Source organism: Rickettsiales endosymbiont of Stachyamoeba lipophora (assembly GCF_003932735.1).
Classification (GTDB): domain Bacteria; phylum Pseudomonadota; class Alphaproteobacteria; order Rickettsiales; family 33-17; genus RICK01.
The window spans coordinates 587423-604611 of the sequence record NZ_CP033611.1; the positions used below are offsets into that span (position 1 = coordinate 587423).

Genomic DNA, 17189 nt, shown 5'->3' on the forward strand with positions numbered 1-17189 from the left:
ATAGTAATTTTATAAAAGTATTTAGATTCTAAAGCATTTTTTTTGTTATCACAAGTTCTTCAAAAAACTTCAAATCTTTTAAAGTTAGAAGTTGTGAAATTAAAGGCTGCTCCGGCATCCAATTAATTATAATTTCATTATTAGTTAATGTAGGCGCTAGGTACTTATTTTTCAAGCCAGAGATGTAATAAATCGGCAAAGTATTTCTTAATTGATACAATTTATGTGCATATCGAGTCTTACTCTTACTATTTAAGGTAAATTGGCTCTGTTCATTTTTGCTAGGTGCTCGTAAAATTAAATTATATAAGGAGTAATTTTTAATTGTATAAAATGAGTCGCTATAAATTGCATGAGCTTTTATGCTCTTTGGATAGTTAGTATTTTCTTGATAAAATGAAATGATTTTATTTTTTTGTTGGATAATAACCTTGTTTAAGCAAATTTTAAAATTTTGCTGGTTATTGATTTTATCTAATACATTAATGAGTTGATTGAGCCTAAGCGCTTGAATATTATTGCCTAAATAAATTAGTATCTTATTAAGCAAACTCAAGGCATTTTCATAAGTCAAGTTTATGAATTTTTCTGAGTTAATTTCTACTAAGCCAAAAGGATAGAAAGAGCTTACATAATGCACTTGCCCAGCAATGGTTTCAATTTTATTTAAATAATTACGTGTAAGATTCAAACAGGTAGTAAAAAGATTATGCTTATTAAAATCGTCTGAACTATTAAGCATTTGACGGAAGCGATTACGAAGATAGGTTGGTTTAAAATTAGATTGATCTATGCAATATTGTTGGTTGATTGATTTTAAATATTTTACTAATTCTTCTTTATAAAAAAATATTAATGGCTTAACAAGTTTAACATTTTGCTGGTACGTAACAGGCTGTACAAGGCCTAAGCCATCTACACCGCTTCCACGATTAGCTCTAATAAAAAAATTTTCAATTATATCATCTTTGTGGTGCGCTGTAACAATAGCAGAAACGAAGTAATCCTTAGCTATACGAAAGAGTTGTGCGTATCTAAAGCGACGCGCAGTCTCTTGATTTTTATTAAGGTTGTCCTCATCCCAGATAATTTTAATGCAATTTATTTGATAAGAATTACATAAATTTTCTACAAAGTGGGCTTCTTCGCTGCTTTCTAAGCGCATTTTGTGATCTATTACTACGACTATCAGCTTAGAATGTTCTTTGCATTCAAGTAATAGTCGTAGTAATGCTATTGAATCTGCTCCACCCGACACTGCGACCAGGATCTTTTCATTAAAAAAATCTAATTGATTCCAGATTTTCTGGAATTTGTTAATGATACTAGAGGTTATCACAGCCCATTCTGGTATATTCTCTATCAGCCTTAGCTTTTAGATTAGCATTTAAATCAGGAAACAGAGTATACATTTTCCTAATATAGTTACAACCTTCCTTATTCTTTTTGATTCTTCCTAGCGCAATAGAAGCTTTATACAGAGTTTCAGGAGCTTTTTTACCTTTTGGAAAATACTTAAATCCTTTTAAATATTGTATAGCCGCTTTTTCAAATAATTTTTGGGAAAAAAATGTTTCACCATACCAATAATACGCGTAGCCTACTAAGGGATCATTACCATATTTTTTTATAAAGCTGTCTAAAGTTTGTCCCGCTTCTATTAATTGATTCTTTTTAATAAGCTGCAAAGCTTGGTTGTACATTGCCTGTTTTTCTTCTTCGCTTGATTTAGCTGCTTCAGCTTCTGCTTGCTGTGTATCCTCTGGGGCTTGAGAAGAGTTTTGTTTCTTTTGTTCAATTTCTTTGAGTTGCTGATTTAGTGGTTTACCTTTTGCCAGATCTGCAACGTCTTGTCTAGTAGGCTTTTTTACTGTGTTATCCGCTGGTTTTTTCACAGCTTTTGGCTTGCTTGTATCAGAAGCTATTTCTTCCATATCGCTTGCTGTGTCGCTGTCTAAAGAAGCATGTGTTTTATTGCTGCTGGCAGTATTTTCTTCTAGTTGCTTAAATCTTTGTTCAAAATCATTGTTAAGCAAGTCTAGTTTTTCTTGATTTTGACGAATTAAGAATTCATTTTCTTCTAATTTGCCATTGAGATATCTTAATTGTTCTTCCACTGATAATAGTCGCGATTCAACTTCTGCCGCATCGGTATTTAGGTTTTTGGTAATGTTAGCAGTAGTTCCTTTGTAGGATTGTTTGCGCACAATATCTAAATCTCTTTCTAATTTTAGGAGGCGTGAATTTAAATTTGCGTCATAGCTTGCAGCAAAGCAAACATTGCTTATACTTATAGTTATTATAACTAAAAATTTGATTAGCTTATAGTACATACACATTACATAATAATATTTTGTACAAATGATAATATTTAGATAGAAAAAATCTAGTAAATAAATGTTTTAACTGCAAATTTTATTTATAAGCTTGATTTTTTAGAGATATACTGCTTAATTATTCAAGATTTTTACATTATTATTCAGTAGGTATAATATGACTATTGGTTATCACCAATATGGTACGGGCGAACATAAGGTCATCATTCTTCACGATTGGTTTTCAGATGTCAGCAGTTATTCCGCTCTGATCCCTTACTTAGATCAACAGCACTTTACTTTTATCTTTGCCGATCTTAGGGGATATGGTAAATCCAAACACTTTAAAGGCGAATATAGCGTTTTAGAAACTGTGAGTGATATACTAACCTTAGCTGATGAGTTAGGATTTAACTTATTTTCTATTATTGGTCATTCTATGAGTGGGATGACGGTTCAATATTTACTCGCGCATTTTCCGCACAGAATAGCCAAAGCTATTGCTATTGCTCCCGTTCCCGCTTGCGGATCACCCGCCGATAAGGATACTTTTGATTTTATGAAAGAGGCTGCTGATAATGATTTGAACAAAGCCGCACAAGCCGCGAATATGATGTCAGGCAATAGGCATTCAAATATTTTTATAAAATATAAAGCTCAACAATGGCACAAAGCTGCCACAACTGAAGCACGCTTAGGATATTTAAAAATGTTTACTCAAACTGATTTTACGGAATCAGTACAAGGATGTAATAAGCCATTATTAGTAATTACCGGGGAATATGATATAGAAGCTTATAACGAACAAGGTATGAAGAATACTATCAAAAAATGGTTTGAAAATGCTGAGTTAAAAATAGCTAAAAATTCTGCCCATTATCCAATGCAAGAAGTGCCAGTTTGGTTAGCTACTGAAATAGATAATTTCCTTAAGAATAACTAATTTAGAAATCATACTTAATTATATAGACATCTTATATTTGATAGATAAAAGTATGTTGCTTTATTATTAATCAACTGATTGCATTAATAACCACTCTAGCATTAAATCATTGTTAGTGACTAACCGTTTTTTCCTTTATTTTGCAGTAGCACACATTAATATAAATTACTAAATCCATATAAAATTAAATAAAATTAACAGCAAATAAATATTTAGGTGAATAAAAATGTCAACCGATATACCAATAAAAATTGCTAAAGATGTAAGTCAAGAAAAAGAATATCCTTTCACTAACATAGATTCACCCTGCCAATTTATAGCGGAAGCAAACTATACACCTGAGATGCAAGAAGATATGCTTGCGAAGAACTATAATTTGGAAGATATATATTTTAATTATAATAACCCTGATGATGAAGATGAAGATGGCGACCTACCTACCAACCGTCAATTATTTTACTCCACGAGTCTATATGGCTTAAATAGCCAAAATGCATCTGATCAGGAAGATTCGGCAGCCAATATAGATGCACATAACTTACCAGATATAGGCATTAGTTTAACTTCCTTAGGCGAAGAGCAAAATACATCTGGAGTTACAGAAGATATAGCGACAAAAACTACGAACGAGCATGCTTTAGTAGCTTTAAACAACTTACATCAGCGGGTAGATATACCATCAAAGGATACTCGTATTGACGATTTAACAAGAAGAGTGGAAGCATTACAAGCTTTACAGGATAAATTAACTAAAGCTATAGCTTTATTAGCAAAGATAGAGAAAGCAGAAGCACGAGAGATGCAATTAAATCCAAAGCATGATAATGCTTCGAAAGCTTTAGATATTAACCGCATAGAATTATTAAAGTTGAATCTTTCCTTATCTACAAAAATCCAAGCAGAGCAAGAGCTAGGCAATATTCAAAATGCACTTAAGCAAGCTAAGAAAGATTTATGGGATGCTAAGCCCTTTACTAGCAAAATAAAAGGCATAGCAGCAATGTTTCTTCAACCTTTTGATTTTGCAGCAAAGAAGCTAGCTTATCCTTTCCAAGTTGCAAATGCATGGATAATACTTAACTCTCCTATTAGTAATTATCTTACTATCCAAAAAAGACCCCATGTTGTTAGCATAATCAGCACCGGTATAACTTACTTGGCACGCTTAGCTATAGTTTCGGCTGTATTATTTGTAGCAGGACGTTATGTACCAGGTTTAAGGAACTTAAAAGCACTCAGTTATACTGCTGATATTATTGGGAACAGTACCAACAAAGTTATAAACTGCATGAATCTAACTAAAACTGCCAATAATTTACAAGTTCAAGCTGGCACTTTTGTAACAATGATAGATAATAAAGCGGCTGGAGTAAATACAAAATCTATTTGAGATTATCATGCAAGATTAGGATAAAATAGCACTCTTTTTATGAGATTAAATGATTTGCAGATCTTTACAAGAATTAGTAAATCAGCTTAAACCTTTGGCAAATAGCTGTTTAAAATTTTTGTTAGAAATATAGCATCTATTACCAAGTATTTTTACCATCTAACCTTATAGCAAATTCAGTTAAATTTTAGATGACATTTAACAGCCATTATAATATTAATAGCCATAATTTACCTTGCAAATGTAGCTCAACCTTCTTAAGCCATAGCTATAAGATGATTTGCTGCCCATACATAATCTTCAATTGATAGTAGTCTTGTTAGCAAGGCAACACTGTAATGTAGTTAAATTGGAACAACAAGCCACCGTTTTCTTACAAGGGCTGAAAATTGGCAACAAAGCTTCAAATTCTTTTATCCTCAAGGTTTTGGCTGTTCTACAACAAACATCACAACCTCAGTCTGCTGCTGAATTATCATAATTATTGACCTAATAACCGATTAAGCTTTTAAGCTCATCTACAATTGGCTGACCTAAAGGATTAATTTTCTTTAAAAAACTTAAGAATAACACTTCAATTATTCTATCAGTAATTATCTCACCTAATACATCTTCGTTTATTATAGGCAAACTAATTATTCTATAAGCTGTATCATGTTGATTTAAAAACCGTGTTAAAGCATTAAACTGGCCTTTAGCAATTTTACCTAAGCCACTTTCAAATACAGACTCATTAGCAATTAAATTAAAAGTTTTATCTTGCGGTCCATCTAGATATAATTGCATTTGACTATGATAATCAGTAGGACATAAACTTAAAATGGGGGTAATTCCTTGCCTTTTCTTTCCTAAAGATTCAGCTAGAATTTGCGCATACCAGCCAGCAAAATCTAAACAACTTAGACTATAACTCATTAGTATTTGGTTAGCATGGGTATGGTATAAAAATATAGCCGATCTAAATGAATTATGATCTTGAGGGTTAGATAAAAACCTTTCTAAGCTGCTTTTTGCCGATTTAATAACCTTATCCGCCTCAAAACCTTTAAGGATGCCAGGAATCAATCCAACTTTAGTGAGTGAAGAAAACCTACCTCCAACTTCCGGATGGACTAAGATATTACTTTTATATTCTTTCGCTATATTACCTATTTTAGAATCATGGGTAGTTATAAACGCAAAATGGTCTAATATCCTCTGAGCTTGATTTTCAAATTTGTTCACTAGATAGTCTGTGATAACACAAGTTTCAATTGTATTACCAGTTTTGCTAATTACCAAAACAAAGGTATTATTTAGTTCAATTTTTGCTAATTGTTTATTTATTTCCGCTTCATCTAAATAATCTATGAAAATCAGGTTCGATACATTCTCTAAACTTTGAGGGTAATAATTGGAGGCTATCATCCTAGGGTTTAATATAGCACCCCCCATACCTACAATTATAAAATTTTTAAAATTATTTTTTATTTGCAATGCAAATTGCATATCACTCGATTTTAAATTATTATTAAAATCAAAGATATTAAGATATTTTTCTTGAAAAATTTTTATAAATTCTGCTGAAGAATTGCAATATGCAGAAAAAACTTCAGAGTTAAAATTGTGAATTTGCTGAGTATAAAACATAATTATCCTAAAAAAAAGCCCTCAAAAAAGGGCTTTTTTTTAAAGTAAAGCGTAATTTGATTAGTCTTCTACTTCAATATTATCCCCGCCGAAGTCTCCATCAAAAGCCTCGTCACCTTCTATGTTGCCTACAAAGTCAGCATCATCCACCATATCTAGCGCATTCATCTCTTCTTCAATTTCAGCAGCCAAAAGGTTATCTTCTTCATCAATATCACGCTGAATTGTTTTTTGCATGGTCTGAATTACTAATTCGCGTAGATGATTAGTATCCACCTTTCTTTCTGCAATTTCTCTAAGAGAAATAACAGCATTTTTATCATTGTCTCGCTCAACCATTATTGGCGAACCGGAAGTAATTACTTTTGCTCTATGAGAAGCAAGTACTACTAATTCAAATCTATTTTCAACAACTTCTGCGCAGTCTTCAACTGTGATACGAGCCATAAATCTAGTTTTCCCTTAGAATTGTTTTGAAGCAACTATATTTTATTTTTTCCTATTTGCAATTAATTTCATTGCAAATGCATTCAGTTTTCACTTTCCTTAGACAGCTCATCACTTTCTTTAGCATAAAGATAATTGCCAGCTCTGAACTTATTTTTAATACGGCTTACTTCATATTCACTAATACCCACCGCTTTTAATACCGCGCCTCCAAGCTGCAACCCAGTTTCATAGGTTTCAGGCACTACCGCAGTAGCACCTTTTGCTTTTAATTCGTTCTGCTGTGACATATCTCTATATCGTACAATAATAGGAATATTTTTATATTTATTTCTAATATTAATTAACGCTGAGTAAAGAAGTCTATCATCATTAACGCTAATAATAATCGATTGCGCTCTTTCAATACCTAGCACTTCAAGCACCTTAATATGACTAGCATCGCCTAGATATACCGGGAATTGCTCTTTTTTAGCATCATTTACCACCTCTTCATTGTTATCTACACAGACATAATGAATTGATTCAGCTTCAAGCAGGCGAGCCACCATTTTTCCAACACGACCAAATCCAATCAATAGTACATGATTATCCAAGTCTGCAGTTTGCTTAAGCATATAATGCAGCCCTTGCTGTACCGGCTTAGTATCAAGTTTGCGGGATAATACTGTTCCTATATAAGATAATAACGGAGTAACTGCCATTGTTACTGTTACTAACATCAATAGCATTTGAGCAGTTTGCCGATCTATTAAATTTTGCTCTTGAGCAAGATCAAATAAGATAAAAGCAAACTCACCACCTTGGCTCAATAGCAAGCCGGTATGCAGAGCAGTTCCTATATTAAACTTAAATAATAAGCATAATAAAGTAATAATAGTAGCCTTAACAACTATAAGCAGCACAGAAAACTCTAAAATTCTTACATAGTTATCTGCAATAAAATTAAAATCAATATGCATTCCTACAGTCATGAAAAATAAACCAAGGAATATGCCCTTGAACGGAGCTATACTTTCTTCTGCCTGGTGTTGGAAATCAGTTTCCGCCACAAGTAATCCAGCCAAAAACGCACCAAGCGCTAAAGAGAGACCAAGCTGATCTGTAACAAAAGCAGCAGCAAGGGCTATTAACAGAGTAGTGGTTACAAATATTTCATTATTTTTTGCTGCGTTATCAGCACGTATTAAGGAAAAAAATGGTTTTAAAAAAGTCCTACCGGCAATAAAAATCAGCAAGATGGCCATAATAGCTTTCATGAATGATATGCCAATTATTGCCGCAATATTAGTATCTTTAGCCTCAGAAGCCATTAAAGGTAATAACACCAAAAGCGGTACCACCGCAAAATCTTGCAATAACAATACTGCAAGCGAAAGACGCCCGACTTGCGTAGATTGAGTTCTAGTTTCAGCAACCACTTGTAAAACTATAGCAGTAGAAGAAAGGGCTAACGCCATCCCGATAATTATTGCTTTAGAAATCTGAAGCCCCATTAATACTACCGCCCCTACTATCACTGCAGCGGTAATCATTACTTGAGCCGTCCCCATTCCAAATACATATAATCTTAGCGCTTTCAAACGATCAAAAGTAAGCTCAAGCCCTATAGCAAACAATAGGAAAACCACTCCAAATTCAGCAAAAATACTTAGATCATCAGGATTTACCAAGTTTAGCATAGACGGACCTAAAATCGACCCAGCAACAAAATATCCCAGCACAGGATTCAGTTTAAGATGTCTAAAGATAGCTACAATTATTACTGCTGCTGCAAGTAAGTATACAATATTTGGTAAAAAACTAATATGTGGCATGTGGCATGTGGCTTGATGTATATTTAAAACTTGATAATTAGTTAGATAAGTTTGATTAATATAAAATAAATCTAATACAAATACTAGAAAAAAATTATGCTTAATAACAATGAGAAAATTTTAAATTTAAACATGCCAGCAATTAAGACCCCAAATATAGCCTTGATTACCGGAGCTGCTAGTAAATTAGGTAAAATTTTATGCCGTCATTTCTTAAATCAGGATTGGAAAGTAATTTTACATTTCAATCAAAATTGGTATGAAACAGAAGAATTGATAAAAAATTTTAAAGATAAAGAAAGTTGTATTACTGTCCTGAAATCTAATTTTAATAATCTTATATCTTTATCAAATGATTTTGAAAATATCTGCCAAGATTTCGGAGTTCCCAATTTAGTTATCAATAATGCCGCTTATTTTCAAAATGATAATTTTAGCAATTTAAGCCTCGATAACCTTGAAAGGCATCTTAATATAAACTTTAAAGCACCAATATTGCTAACCAATTCTATTGTCAATATCCTTAGAACGCAGAAAAGCCTTAAGGAATTTAATATAATTAATATGTTAGATTACTGTATCTCTGCCCATCCTAAAAATGAGTTTATATCTTATGCTTTAAGTAAAATGGCCATGTCTAATGCTACAAAATTAATGGCCTTATCCTTAGCCCCCCAATTACGAGTCAATGGCATTGCTCCTGGTCCTTTTATTAAAGATTCTAAGCAAAACGAAGAGAAGTTCATTCAGTCATTAATCCATAATCCTTTAAAAGTGGCAACCAAGGTAGAGGATGTTATTAATACTATAGAGTTTTTAATCACCACTCGGTGCATTACAGGTGAAATTATTCACTTAGATGGAGGAAGAAACTTAATGAGAACAGATTATTATTAAATCCAACAATTAAACAATCTAAGTTTAAAAATTTATATTTGTTTTTTAAGTTTTGCAATTGTTGCAGCTGATAAAATATTTATCTCCTCTAACAATTCTTTTATTTCCAAATCTTCTATAAGATCGGCTGTATTTTCTATCTCTTCTTCTAAATCCTGTAGCATTTGCTTATCAAAATTATTAAGTAGCAATTTAAACTTAATAAGTTTTAACTTATCAATACGGGTTTTAATAAAATCTATTTGTTTTTGTTTAGAGAAAGATTCGGCAACTTGCTGTAGTGCAAATAAAGAACTAAGATTATTCACTTGCAATGCTTGAGCATTATTAACAACATTTTGTGATTTTAATATTTTAGCAAATTCATTAGAAAAAGAATTATTAGCAACTGGCGCTTTAATATTATCAGCAATTTTATGAATTAAATTAATCTGATCAATTTTCATACTTAAGTTATTTTCCGCCTACTGATTTTTCTGCATTTAATTCTTTTTGATTATTTATTTCAATAAAATTCTTAACAGCGTAAATCATTGTCGTTATACTCGCTATAAATAATACTAACGCTATCATAGATATTATATTTTTGAAGCTATTAAATTTAATAAGATTTAAATGTCTAAATTTGAACATAATATATTAAAATTTTGTAATCTGCATTTTGAAAACAAAACCCGACTTGATAAAATTATTTTTCAAGTATTAAACAAAGATAATCAACAATTTTCAAGGCAAAAAATACAGCAAATTATCAAAGATGGTGGAATTCATATAAACGATGGAATTATTAGCAATGCCAGCGAAAAGTTTCAACATATCTCTAATTTAATAATTCACCTACCTAAAGCCAAGCCTTCCACTCTAGTACCTAAAAATACTCAAACTTTCCAGGTAATATTTGAAGATGATGATATTTTAATAGTGAACAAACCGGCAGGGGTTACTACCCATCCTGGAAATGGTAATTTTGATGATACTCTTGCTAACGAATTAGTTGGATACCTACAAAGCAACCTATCAGGCATTGGCGGCAGCGATAGACCGGGCATTGTCCACAGACTTGATAAAGATACTTCAGGACTTATGGTGGTTGCTAAAAACGATCAAGCTCATTTAAATTTAAGTGAGCAATTAAAAGACAGAAGCCTCTCCCGCACTTATATTTGCTTAACCTATGGATTAGTATCACCTAAAAAGGGTACAATTAAAACTCACATCGTCCGCGATTCACGCGATAGGACTAAGATGCGTGCAGTAGCTTCAGGTGGCAAAGAAGCCATTACTCACTATAGCGTTATAGAACATATGAGTAACTCTCAAATTTCAATAATAGAATGTAAATTAGATACTGGCCGTACTCACCAAATAAGAACACATTTTAACCATTTAGGATATCCTTTAATTGGGGACAAATTATACAACAATAATCGCAAATTTTGGAATAATCCTTACAAAGAACTCAGAGAAACTTTAAAAGAATTTCCTAGACAGGCGCTTCATTCTTATAAATTGGGACTACTCCACCCTAACACTAATCAAAAAATGGAATTTAAAATTGATATTGAACAAGACATTATAGATTTAATTAATATAATTAAACAATATGAGTAGCAATTTATTTAATATTTCAGGCCACTACACTCCCAAGGGAGATCAACCGCAAGCTATCAAAAAATTGGTTGATGGATTATACACAGGAAAACGTGACCAGGTTTTATTAGGAGTAACCGGCTCAGGTAAAACCTTTACTATGGCTAATATTATTAAAGAAACGGGCAGACCTGCTTTGATTATGGCTCATAATAAAACTCTAGCAGGACAACTATACCAGGAAATGCAAACTTTTTTTCCTGATAATGCTGTCGAGTATTTTGTATCTTATTACGATTATTATCAGCCAGAAGCTTATATACCCCGGACAGATGTTTATATTGAAAAAGATTCTCAAATCAATGAGCAAATTGATTTGATGCGCCACTCAGCTACCAGGGCAATTTTAGAGCGCAGGGATGTTATAATAGTATCTTCTGTATCCTGCATTTATGGCTTAGGATCACCTCAGCTTTACTCTGAGATGGTTATTCCTTTAAAACTCGGAGAAAAATACAAAAGAGATCTTTTTATTAAGCGCTTAATTGAGCTACAATATAGTCGTAACGATCTTGAAAGCAAGCGTGGAACTTTTAGGGTAAGAGGCGAAAATATTGATATTATCCCTGTTCATTTTGAAGATAAAGGCTGGTCTATAAGTTTTTTCGGTGATGAAATCGATGCAATTAATGAATTTGATATTGTTACCGGCAAAAAACTTAACAAGCTTAAAGGTGCAGTTATTTATGCTAGCTCACACTATGTTACACCGAAAGATCAATTGCAGCATGCTATCAAACAAATTAAAGAAGAATTAATTGATAGGCTAAATTTTTTTCGAGATCACAACAAATTACTTGAAGCACAACGCCTTGAACAACGCACTTTATTTGATATTGAAATGATGCTGGAAACCGGTGCATGCAAAGGGATTGAAAATTATTCACGCTTTTTATCAGGTAAAAATCCTGGAGAGCCCCCACCTACACTATTTGAATATTTACCAAAAGATGCTCTTTTGTTTATTGATGAATCTCATGCAACTCTTCCTCAAATTCGAGGAATGTATAATGGAGATAGAGCTAGAAAAACCACTTTAGTAGAATATGGATTTAGATTACCCTCAGCCCTTGATAATCGGCCGCTGAAATTTGAGGAATGGGATAATTTCAGGCCACAAACCGTCTATGTTTCAGCTACTCCTGGGGAGCTAGAATTACAGCTAACTAAAGGGGAGTTTGTACAGCAGGTTATTAGGCCAACAGGACTTATTGATCCTGAGTGCATTATGCGACCTGCAACTACGCAAGTAGATGACTTAATTAACGAGTGTAAAATTGCTACAGGAAATAATGAAAGAGTATTAGTTACCACACTTACTAAAAAAATGGCCGAAGATTTAACCAAATACTTAAGTGAGGTAGGTATTAATGTAACATATTTACACTCAGATATTTTAACTTTAGAACGACTGGAAATTATCAATAAATTAAGACGAGGGGACATCGAAGTATTAGTAGGTATTAATCTGCTTCGTGAAGGACTTGATATACCAGAATGCGCCCTAGTTGCTATCTTAGATGCAGATAAAGAAGGCTTTTTAAGAAGTGAAACTTCTTTAATTCAAACCATAGGTAGAGCCGCTAGAAATATTAATGGTAGGGTAATATTATATGCAGATAAAATGACTAAATCAATAGATAAAGCCTTAAAGGAAACTGAAAGAAGACGTCATATTCAATTAGAATATAATAAAAAGCATGGTATTAGGCCTGAAACTATAGCCAAACAAATTGCAGAAATAGAAGAAAAGCATAGTACTCAAGAAAAACCATTTGATTTCAAAGAATTAACAAAACAAATTAACGACTTACGCAAAAAGATGCTTAGCGCTGCAAGCAGCCTAGAGTTTGAAACAGCAGCAAAAATTAGAGATCAAATAACACAGCTAGAGAAAAGATTATTTCAAGGGGGATAGTATTTATTATTTTTTATAATAAACCATATACTTGAAACAAATTATTAAAATATAGTTTTTAACTTTAAAATTTATATACCGATGATTTATGTCTAATACTAAAAAAGAGCAATTATATAGCAATATAGGCCACTTAGCTGATCAGCATTTTGAAGAAAATTTGAGAGTGAGAGAGAGAGAGAGAGAGAGAGAGAGAGAGTTCTTTACCACAACTTATGCAACAGCTACACTTACCTATAAATAAAGGTAATATCGAAAATACTCGCATCCTACTAATTAAAATTGCAGAAAAAATTAATGCATTACCGACCAAAGGTAATACTTCTCTGCACAACCATTTGCCCACTAATAGATTTTCATTTATGAGTATTCATCGTCATACTATTAAATCTAAACCTCAGGATTTTGATCTCAGAGCAATCAAAAAAAATATTAATCTCCTATATGACAGGTGAGAACACGTTGAAAGATCTTATTCGATTAAACAAAAAATAGCAGCTTGGATATTTTTAGTAGCTTGCAGTGCAGCGTTGTTTTTTGTGCAGGCGAGACAATTGCATCAAATTTAGGTTTAACCAACCTTTATAACAAATAGGAAGAAACTTGTAATAAGTTAGGAAAGCATACGTGGGAAAACCTATGCCAATAAGCTTCAAAATTCTCTTTTTCTAAAAAAAACTTCCTTTACTAGCCTTGTGCTTACTATGTATTATTATAATGCCCCTCCGGTTGCCAAAATCATTACTCAAACCTCAGTAGGGTCGGTGTCCGAACTGGGCACCACTCTAAGTCTTTCATTCTCTCTCATACCAGCGAGTGCATGGGTAATTTTTAATAGTAATAAAAGCCAGATTACTTCACCTTTATTTAATCAATTTACCGATATTATATGCAAGACAATTCCAAATGAAGCTGAAAAGGTACAATTTAGGCAAGAATTTATTAATGCTTATAAGGAACGTTGCCTTTATAGTATTTAGTACAAGGTCATTTATTTTATATACTCTTAAGTACTTCCCTAATTCCCACTAAGTTAGCCAGTTTAATCTTTTGTAAACTCTGCTTAATTTCAAGAAGTTCTTCTGGGTTTCCAACCAATCTATTTAAGCAATTTGCTAAACTAGCTTTAGCTTCATTTTGATTTAACAAAATTGCAGCTTTTTGCTCAGCAAGGGTTAAAGCATTGTAATATTGATGATCATCCATCGACGAAGGAAGCGGTATTAATATACTAGGCTTTTCAAGCGCGATAAGCTCAGAAATAGTTGAGGCACCACTTCTTGCAATGACAATATCCGCTGCTGCCATTTTTTGTTCAATATTATAAAAATATATCTCTATTTGGGCTGTAATTTTATATGTACGGTAGAATTCCTCCAGCTTTTCTTTTTCTTCTTCATCCCTACATTGCTGATATATAATTATTTTTTTTGTAGTGTTCTCTAAACTCTTTATAGTAGTAGGGATAATCTCTGCAAAGGCACTTGCCCCTTGACTTCCACCAACAATTAATATTGTAAATTGCTTATTGTTAGAATTATTAGAAATCTCTACATTTAAAATTTGCTTTCTTACCGGCACACCAATATATTTAGTTTTATGGATAGCATTTTTAGGAACAAGCTTAGTATCTTGGAATCCTAACCAAATTTCCTTAGCAAATATCGCAGCAAAACGATTCATTCGACCCATGACAGCATTTTGCTCATGAACCACAATTTTACGCCCTAAAATACTACCAGCCAAGATAGCAGGAAGACATGGATAACCCCCAAAAACAATTATAGTGCGCAGGTTTTTATTATTAATAAGTAACCATATTAATTTAAATAAAGCTAAATAAAGCGAAGCTGCAAATTTATAGACTCCTATCAAACTTTTAGTAAAGGGGCGAATATTTATAATAACTGGTTGTATATCTGTGTGTTTAAAATATTTAACACAGCGTTCATCAGTTATGAACTTAAGCTTTTTGTGCTGAGCTACTAACTCTTCATAAACCGCAATGGCCGGAGAAACATGCCCTCCTGTACCGCCTGCAACTATTAAATATTCTTCATTCATATGATTAATTTAATTCTCGTACTTGGTAGGACATTTTTTTCAATCTTAATTTATAACTATGAGAATAAAATCTTCGTTTAGTAAGTGCAAGCAATATTCCTATTGCAATACTCATAGCCATCATTGAAGATCCACCGTAACTTATAAAAGGTAAAGTCATACCTTTAGTAGGGAGCATATTAATAGTGACTCCCATATTAACTATAGTTTGAAAACCAAACTGGATTAATACACCTGAAATCGCACAAATAACAAACATATCAGTTTCATCTAAAATACGATAAAATCCTCTGATAATAAACGAAGCATAAAGAAAAATTACTAACACACATGTAATCAAACCCAGCTCTTCACCTACTACTGCAAAAATAAAATCAGTATGAGAATCGGGAATAACCTGCTTAACCACACCTTCACCAGGGCCCTTGCCACTAAAGCCGCCACTGATAAACGCCTCCATCGAGCGACTAACTTGATAATTTTCAGTAGCCTCAGGATAAAGAAAATTATCTATACGCCGCGCCACATGAGGTAAAAATAAGTACCCTAAAAGCGCTGCTAAACCTCCCCCTATCAAACTTAAAATTATCCAAAAAAAGGAAATTCCTCCTATAAATAGCTGTCCTCCCCAAATGACCCCTAAGGTCAGGCTCATACCAAAATCAGGCTGTATAATGATTAGCATAGCAGTCAGCACAAACAACCCTATACTTACACTAAAAGCTGGAAATTTATAATTACGATATTTTTGTGAAATTAGCAAAGCGGTCATTATAGAAAAAAACGGTTTAATAAATTCTGAAGGTTGCATTGAAAATCCCATAAGGTTAATCCAACGCTTGGAGCCCTTAACTTCCACGCCTACTATCAAAGTAACTAAAAGCAATAATATACAAATACTAAATCCTAATATTGACAACCGCTTGATATTATCAATTGATAACAGCGAGGTAGAAAAAATAATTAAGACCGCAAGCATTAGATATATGATTTGCTTACGTATAAAATAAAAAGGCTCAAGCCCTATTCTTTCAGCCACAGCAGGGCTAGCAGTTGCTACCATAAAAGCACTAAAAGCAATCATTATCAATACAGAAACTAACGCTATACGATCAATTGACCACCACCAACTATAAATAAAATTATTTCTGCTTCTTGCTGCTTTCATAAAATAAATTTATGATTAACTATTCTACTCATAGAATGAACTTTACTATCAAACACCAGCGTTTCTGTTATCACTTTATTACTGTATTGTTGAGCTCCTTTAACCAGACTACCATCCGTGACACCCGTAGCAGAGAAAATTACATCCCCTTTAACCATATCTAAAATCTCAAGCTGTTTATGATAATGAACTAAACCCATTTCTATTGCTCGTTTGATCTGCAATTCATCCTCGAATTTTAGTTTTCCTATAAAAGTACCACCTATACATTTAAGAGCCGCCGCTGCCAAGACTCCTTCAGGAGCACCACCGCTACCTATATATACATCAACTCGTGTTTCGGGTAAGGCAGTATTAATTGCTGCTTGTATATCTCCATCAGTAATTAGGCATATTTTAGATCCAAATTTTTTTACCTGCTGAATTAGATCTTGGTGACGCGGACGATTAAGAATCATCACCGATAACTCATGTGGGAGCTTTCCTAGCGCCTGAGCAATGATTTCAAGGTTAGGAATATAACCCTGTCCCAAGTCTAACCCTTCAACCTTACAACCAACTGCTATTTTATCCATATATATATCTGGCGCATGAAGAAGGGTACCTTTAGGACCCAAGGCTATCACTGATAAAGCGTTACTTGCTGCATGCGCACACAGAGTAGTTCCTTCTAATGGATCAAGCGCTATATCCAGCGCAATTCCACCCGTTCCCACTTCTTCGCCGATATAAAGCATTGGAGCTTGATCGCGCTCTCCTTCACCAATTACTATCTTACCTGATATGGGGAGTTGATTTAGAGAATGACGCATTGAATTGACCGCTGCCTGATCAGCCTGCTTTTCATCCATGCGACCAACATGGTCTAAGCAAGCAATTGCAGCATCGGCCGTAACTTGAACTATTGATGGTAGTAAGGAGGAGAGAGAATCAGCCATTACCTAAAACTTA

17 protein-coding genes are annotated in these 17189 nt (G+C 33.3%); 8 read left to right on the forward strand and 9 right to left on the reverse strand.

Annotated features, from left to right (window positions below):
• Window positions 1–28 precede the first annotated feature (28 nt).
• Together tilS and EF513_RS02590 are read right to left on the reverse strand one after the other, a co-directional pair.
• Window positions 29–1339 (reverse strand): tRNA lysidine(34) synthetase TilS, encoded by a 1311-nt coding sequence (tilS, locus tag EF513_RS02585; protein ID WP_164503803.1) that lies wholly within the window; start codon window positions 1337–1339, stop codon window positions 29–31.
• Window positions 1326–2333, reverse strand: coding sequence for a tol-pal system YbgF family protein (locus tag EF513_RS02590; protein WP_125215859.1), 1008 nt, complete (start codon window positions 2331–2333; stop codon window positions 1326–1328). Before EF513_RS02590 ends, tilS begins: the two co-directional genes overlap by 14 nt.
• 160 nt (window positions 2334–2493) lie before the next feature.
• On the opposite strand from EF513_RS02590, the gene EF513_RS02595 reads away from it, so the two are divergent.
• Window positions 2494–3258, forward strand: a complete 765-nt coding sequence (locus EF513_RS02595) for an alpha/beta fold hydrolase (protein ID WP_125215860.1) — start codon at window positions 2494–2496, stop codon at window positions 3256–3258.
• Between the two features lie 226 nt (window positions 3259–3484).
• The gene (locus tag EF513_RS02600) at window positions 3485–4648 is read left to right on the forward strand and encodes a hypothetical protein (protein WP_125215861.1); all 1164 of its coding nucleotides are present in this window, start codon (window positions 3485–3487) and stop codon (window positions 4646–4648) included.
• 489 nt (window positions 4649–5137) lie between these two features.
• On the opposite strand, the gene EF513_RS02605 is transcribed toward EF513_RS02600, so the two are convergent.
• The 3 genes from EF513_RS02605 to EF513_RS02615 form a co-directional block, all read right to left on the reverse strand.
• Complete coding sequence (locus EF513_RS02605; protein ID WP_125215862.1) at window positions 5138–6277, reverse strand: hypothetical protein; 1140 nt, start codon at window positions 6275–6277, stop codon at window positions 5138–5140.
• Between the two features lie 60 nt (window positions 6278–6337).
• Entirely contained in the window at window positions 6338–6724 is a 387-nt protein-coding gene (rpoZ, locus tag EF513_RS02610) for a DNA-directed RNA polymerase subunit omega (RefSeq protein ID WP_125215863.1), read from the reverse strand.
• 83 nt (window positions 6725–6807) lie between these two features.
• Window positions 6808–8541: a cation:proton antiporter domain-containing protein gene (locus tag EF513_RS02615; RefSeq protein WP_125215864.1), complete on the reverse strand. Its 1734-nt coding sequence runs from the start codon at window positions 8539–8541 to the stop codon at window positions 6808–6810.
• 96 nt (window positions 8542–8637) lie between these two features.
• Between EF513_RS02615 and EF513_RS02620 the strand changes: the two genes are divergently transcribed.
• On the forward strand, window positions 8638–9438 hold the full coding sequence (locus EF513_RS02620) for an SDR family oxidoreductase (RefSeq protein WP_125215865.1): 801 nt from the start codon (window positions 8638–8640) through the stop codon (window positions 9436–9438).
• Window positions 9439–9470: 32 nt separating this feature from the next.
• Here EF513_RS02620 and EF513_RS02625 read toward each other — a convergent pair whose 3' ends face one another.
• Window positions 9471–9884, reverse strand: a complete 414-nt coding sequence (locus tag EF513_RS02625; protein WP_125215866.1) for a flagellar assembly protein FliX — start codon at window positions 9882–9884, stop codon at window positions 9471–9473.
• A gap of 169 nt (window positions 9885–10053) precedes the next feature.
• Here EF513_RS02625 and EF513_RS02630 point away from each other — a divergent pair, with 169 nt between their 5' ends.
• The 5 genes from EF513_RS02630 (at window position 10054) to EF513_RS02645 (ending at window position 13986) form a co-directional block, all read left to right on the forward strand.
• Window positions 10054–11049 (forward strand): RluA family pseudouridine synthase, encoded by a 996-nt coding sequence (locus tag EF513_RS02630; protein WP_125215867.1) that lies wholly within the window; start codon window positions 10054–10056, stop codon window positions 11047–11049.
• Entirely contained in the window at window positions 11042–13006 is a 1965-nt protein-coding gene (gene uvrB, locus EF513_RS02635; RefSeq protein ID WP_125215868.1) for an excinuclease ABC subunit UvrB, read from the forward strand. Before EF513_RS02630 ends, uvrB begins: the two co-directional genes overlap by 8 nt.
• Before the next feature lie 88 nt (window positions 13007–13094).
• Entirely contained in the window at window positions 13095–13250 is a 156-nt protein-coding gene (locus EF513_RS07870) for a hypothetical protein (protein WP_164503804.1), read from the forward strand.
• Window positions 13222–13461 carry a hypothetical protein gene (locus EF513_RS02640; protein WP_125215869.1) on the forward strand — a complete coding sequence of 80 codons (240 nt, stop codon included), beginning with the start codon at window positions 13222–13224 and terminating at the stop codon, window positions 13459–13461. The genes EF513_RS07870 and EF513_RS02640 overlap by 29 nt, the downstream gene beginning before the upstream one ends.
• A gap of 249 nt (window positions 13462–13710) precedes the next feature.
• Window positions 13711–13986 carry a hypothetical protein gene (locus EF513_RS02645; RefSeq protein ID WP_125215870.1) on the forward strand — a complete coding sequence of 92 codons (276 nt, stop codon included), beginning with the start codon at window positions 13711–13713 and terminating at the stop codon, window positions 13984–13986.
• Between the two features lie 16 nt (window positions 13987–14002).
• Here EF513_RS02645 and EF513_RS02650 read toward each other — a convergent pair whose 3' ends face one another.
• Genes EF513_RS02650 through glpX form a run of 3 tightly spaced genes read right to left on the reverse strand, consistent with a single transcriptional unit; the run spans window position 14003 to window position 17176 of the window.
• A complete protein-coding gene (locus EF513_RS02650) occupies window positions 14003–15070 on the reverse strand; it encodes a UDP-N-acetylglucosamine--N-acetylmuramyl-(pentapeptide) pyrophosphoryl-undecaprenol N-acetylglucosamine transferase (RefSeq protein ID WP_125215871.1) in 1068 nt (355 codons plus the stop codon).
• A gap of 4 nt (window positions 15071–15074) precedes the next feature.
• The gene (ftsW, locus tag EF513_RS02655) at window positions 15075–16238 is read right to left on the reverse strand and encodes a putative lipid II flippase FtsW (RefSeq protein ID WP_125215872.1); all 1164 of its coding nucleotides are present in this window, start codon (window positions 16236–16238) and stop codon (window positions 15075–15077) included.
• Window positions 16235–17176, reverse strand: a complete 942-nt coding sequence (glpX, locus tag EF513_RS02660) for a class II fructose-bisphosphatase (protein ID WP_125215873.1) — start codon at window positions 17174–17176, stop codon at window positions 16235–16237. Before glpX ends, ftsW begins: the two co-directional genes overlap by 4 nt.
• Window positions 17177–17189: the final 13 nt, after the last annotated feature.

Bases quoted from the DNA above. Each gene is read 5' to 3' on its own strand.
- glpX (WP_125215873.1), bottom strand. From the start codon at position 17,176: ATGGCTGATTCTCTCTCCTCCTTACTACCATCAATAGTTCAAGTTACG.
- uvrB (WP_125215868.1), top strand. From the start codon at position 11,042: ATGAGTAGCAATTTATTTAATATTTCAGGCCACTACACTCCCAAGGGA.
- ftsW (WP_125215872.1), bottom strand. From the start codon at position 16,238: ATGAAAGCAGCAAGAAGCAGAAATAATTTTATTTATAGTTGGTGGTGG.
- EF513_RS07870 (WP_164503804.1), top strand. From the start codon at position 13,095: ATGTCTAATACTAAAAAAGAGCAATTATATAGCAATATAGGCCACTTA.
- EF513_RS02595 (WP_125215860.1), top strand. From the start codon at position 2,494: ATGACTATTGGTTATCACCAATATGGTACGGGCGAACATAAGGTCATC.
- rpoZ (WP_125215863.1), bottom strand. From the start codon at position 6,724: ATGGCTCGTATCACAGTTGAAGACTGCGCAGAAGTTGTTGAAAATAGA.
- EF513_RS02605 (WP_125215862.1), bottom strand. From the start codon at position 6,277: ATGTTTTATACTCAGCAAATTCACAATTTTAACTCTGAAGTTTTTTCT.
- EF513_RS02650 (WP_125215871.1), bottom strand. From the start codon at position 15,070: ATGAATGAAGAATATTTAATAGTTGCAGGCGGTACAGGAGGGCATGTT.
- EF513_RS02640 (WP_125215869.1), top strand. From the start codon at position 13,222: ATGCAACAGCTACACTTACCTATAAATAAAGGTAATATCGAAAATACT.
- EF513_RS02645 (WP_125215870.1), top strand. From the start codon at position 13,711: ATGTATTATTATAATGCCCCTCCGGTTGCCAAAATCATTACTCAAACC.
- EF513_RS02590 (WP_125215859.1), bottom strand. From the start codon at position 2,333: ATGTACTATAAGCTAATCAAATTTTTAGTTATAATAACTATAAGTATA.
- EF513_RS02630 (WP_125215867.1), top strand. From the start codon at position 10,054: ATGTCTAAATTTGAACATAATATATTAAAATTTTGTAATCTGCATTTT.
- EF513_RS02615 (WP_125215864.1), bottom strand. From the start codon at position 8,541: ATGCCACATATTAGTTTTTTACCAAATATTGTATACTTACTTGCAGCA.
- EF513_RS02620 (WP_125215865.1), top strand. From the start codon at position 8,638: ATGCTTAATAACAATGAGAAAATTTTAAATTTAAACATGCCAGCAATT.
- EF513_RS02625 (WP_125215866.1), bottom strand. From the start codon at position 9,884: ATGAAAATTGATCAGATTAATTTAATTCATAAAATTGCTGATAATATT.
- EF513_RS02600 (WP_125215861.1), top strand. From the start codon at position 3,485: ATGTCAACCGATATACCAATAAAAATTGCTAAAGATGTAAGTCAAGAA.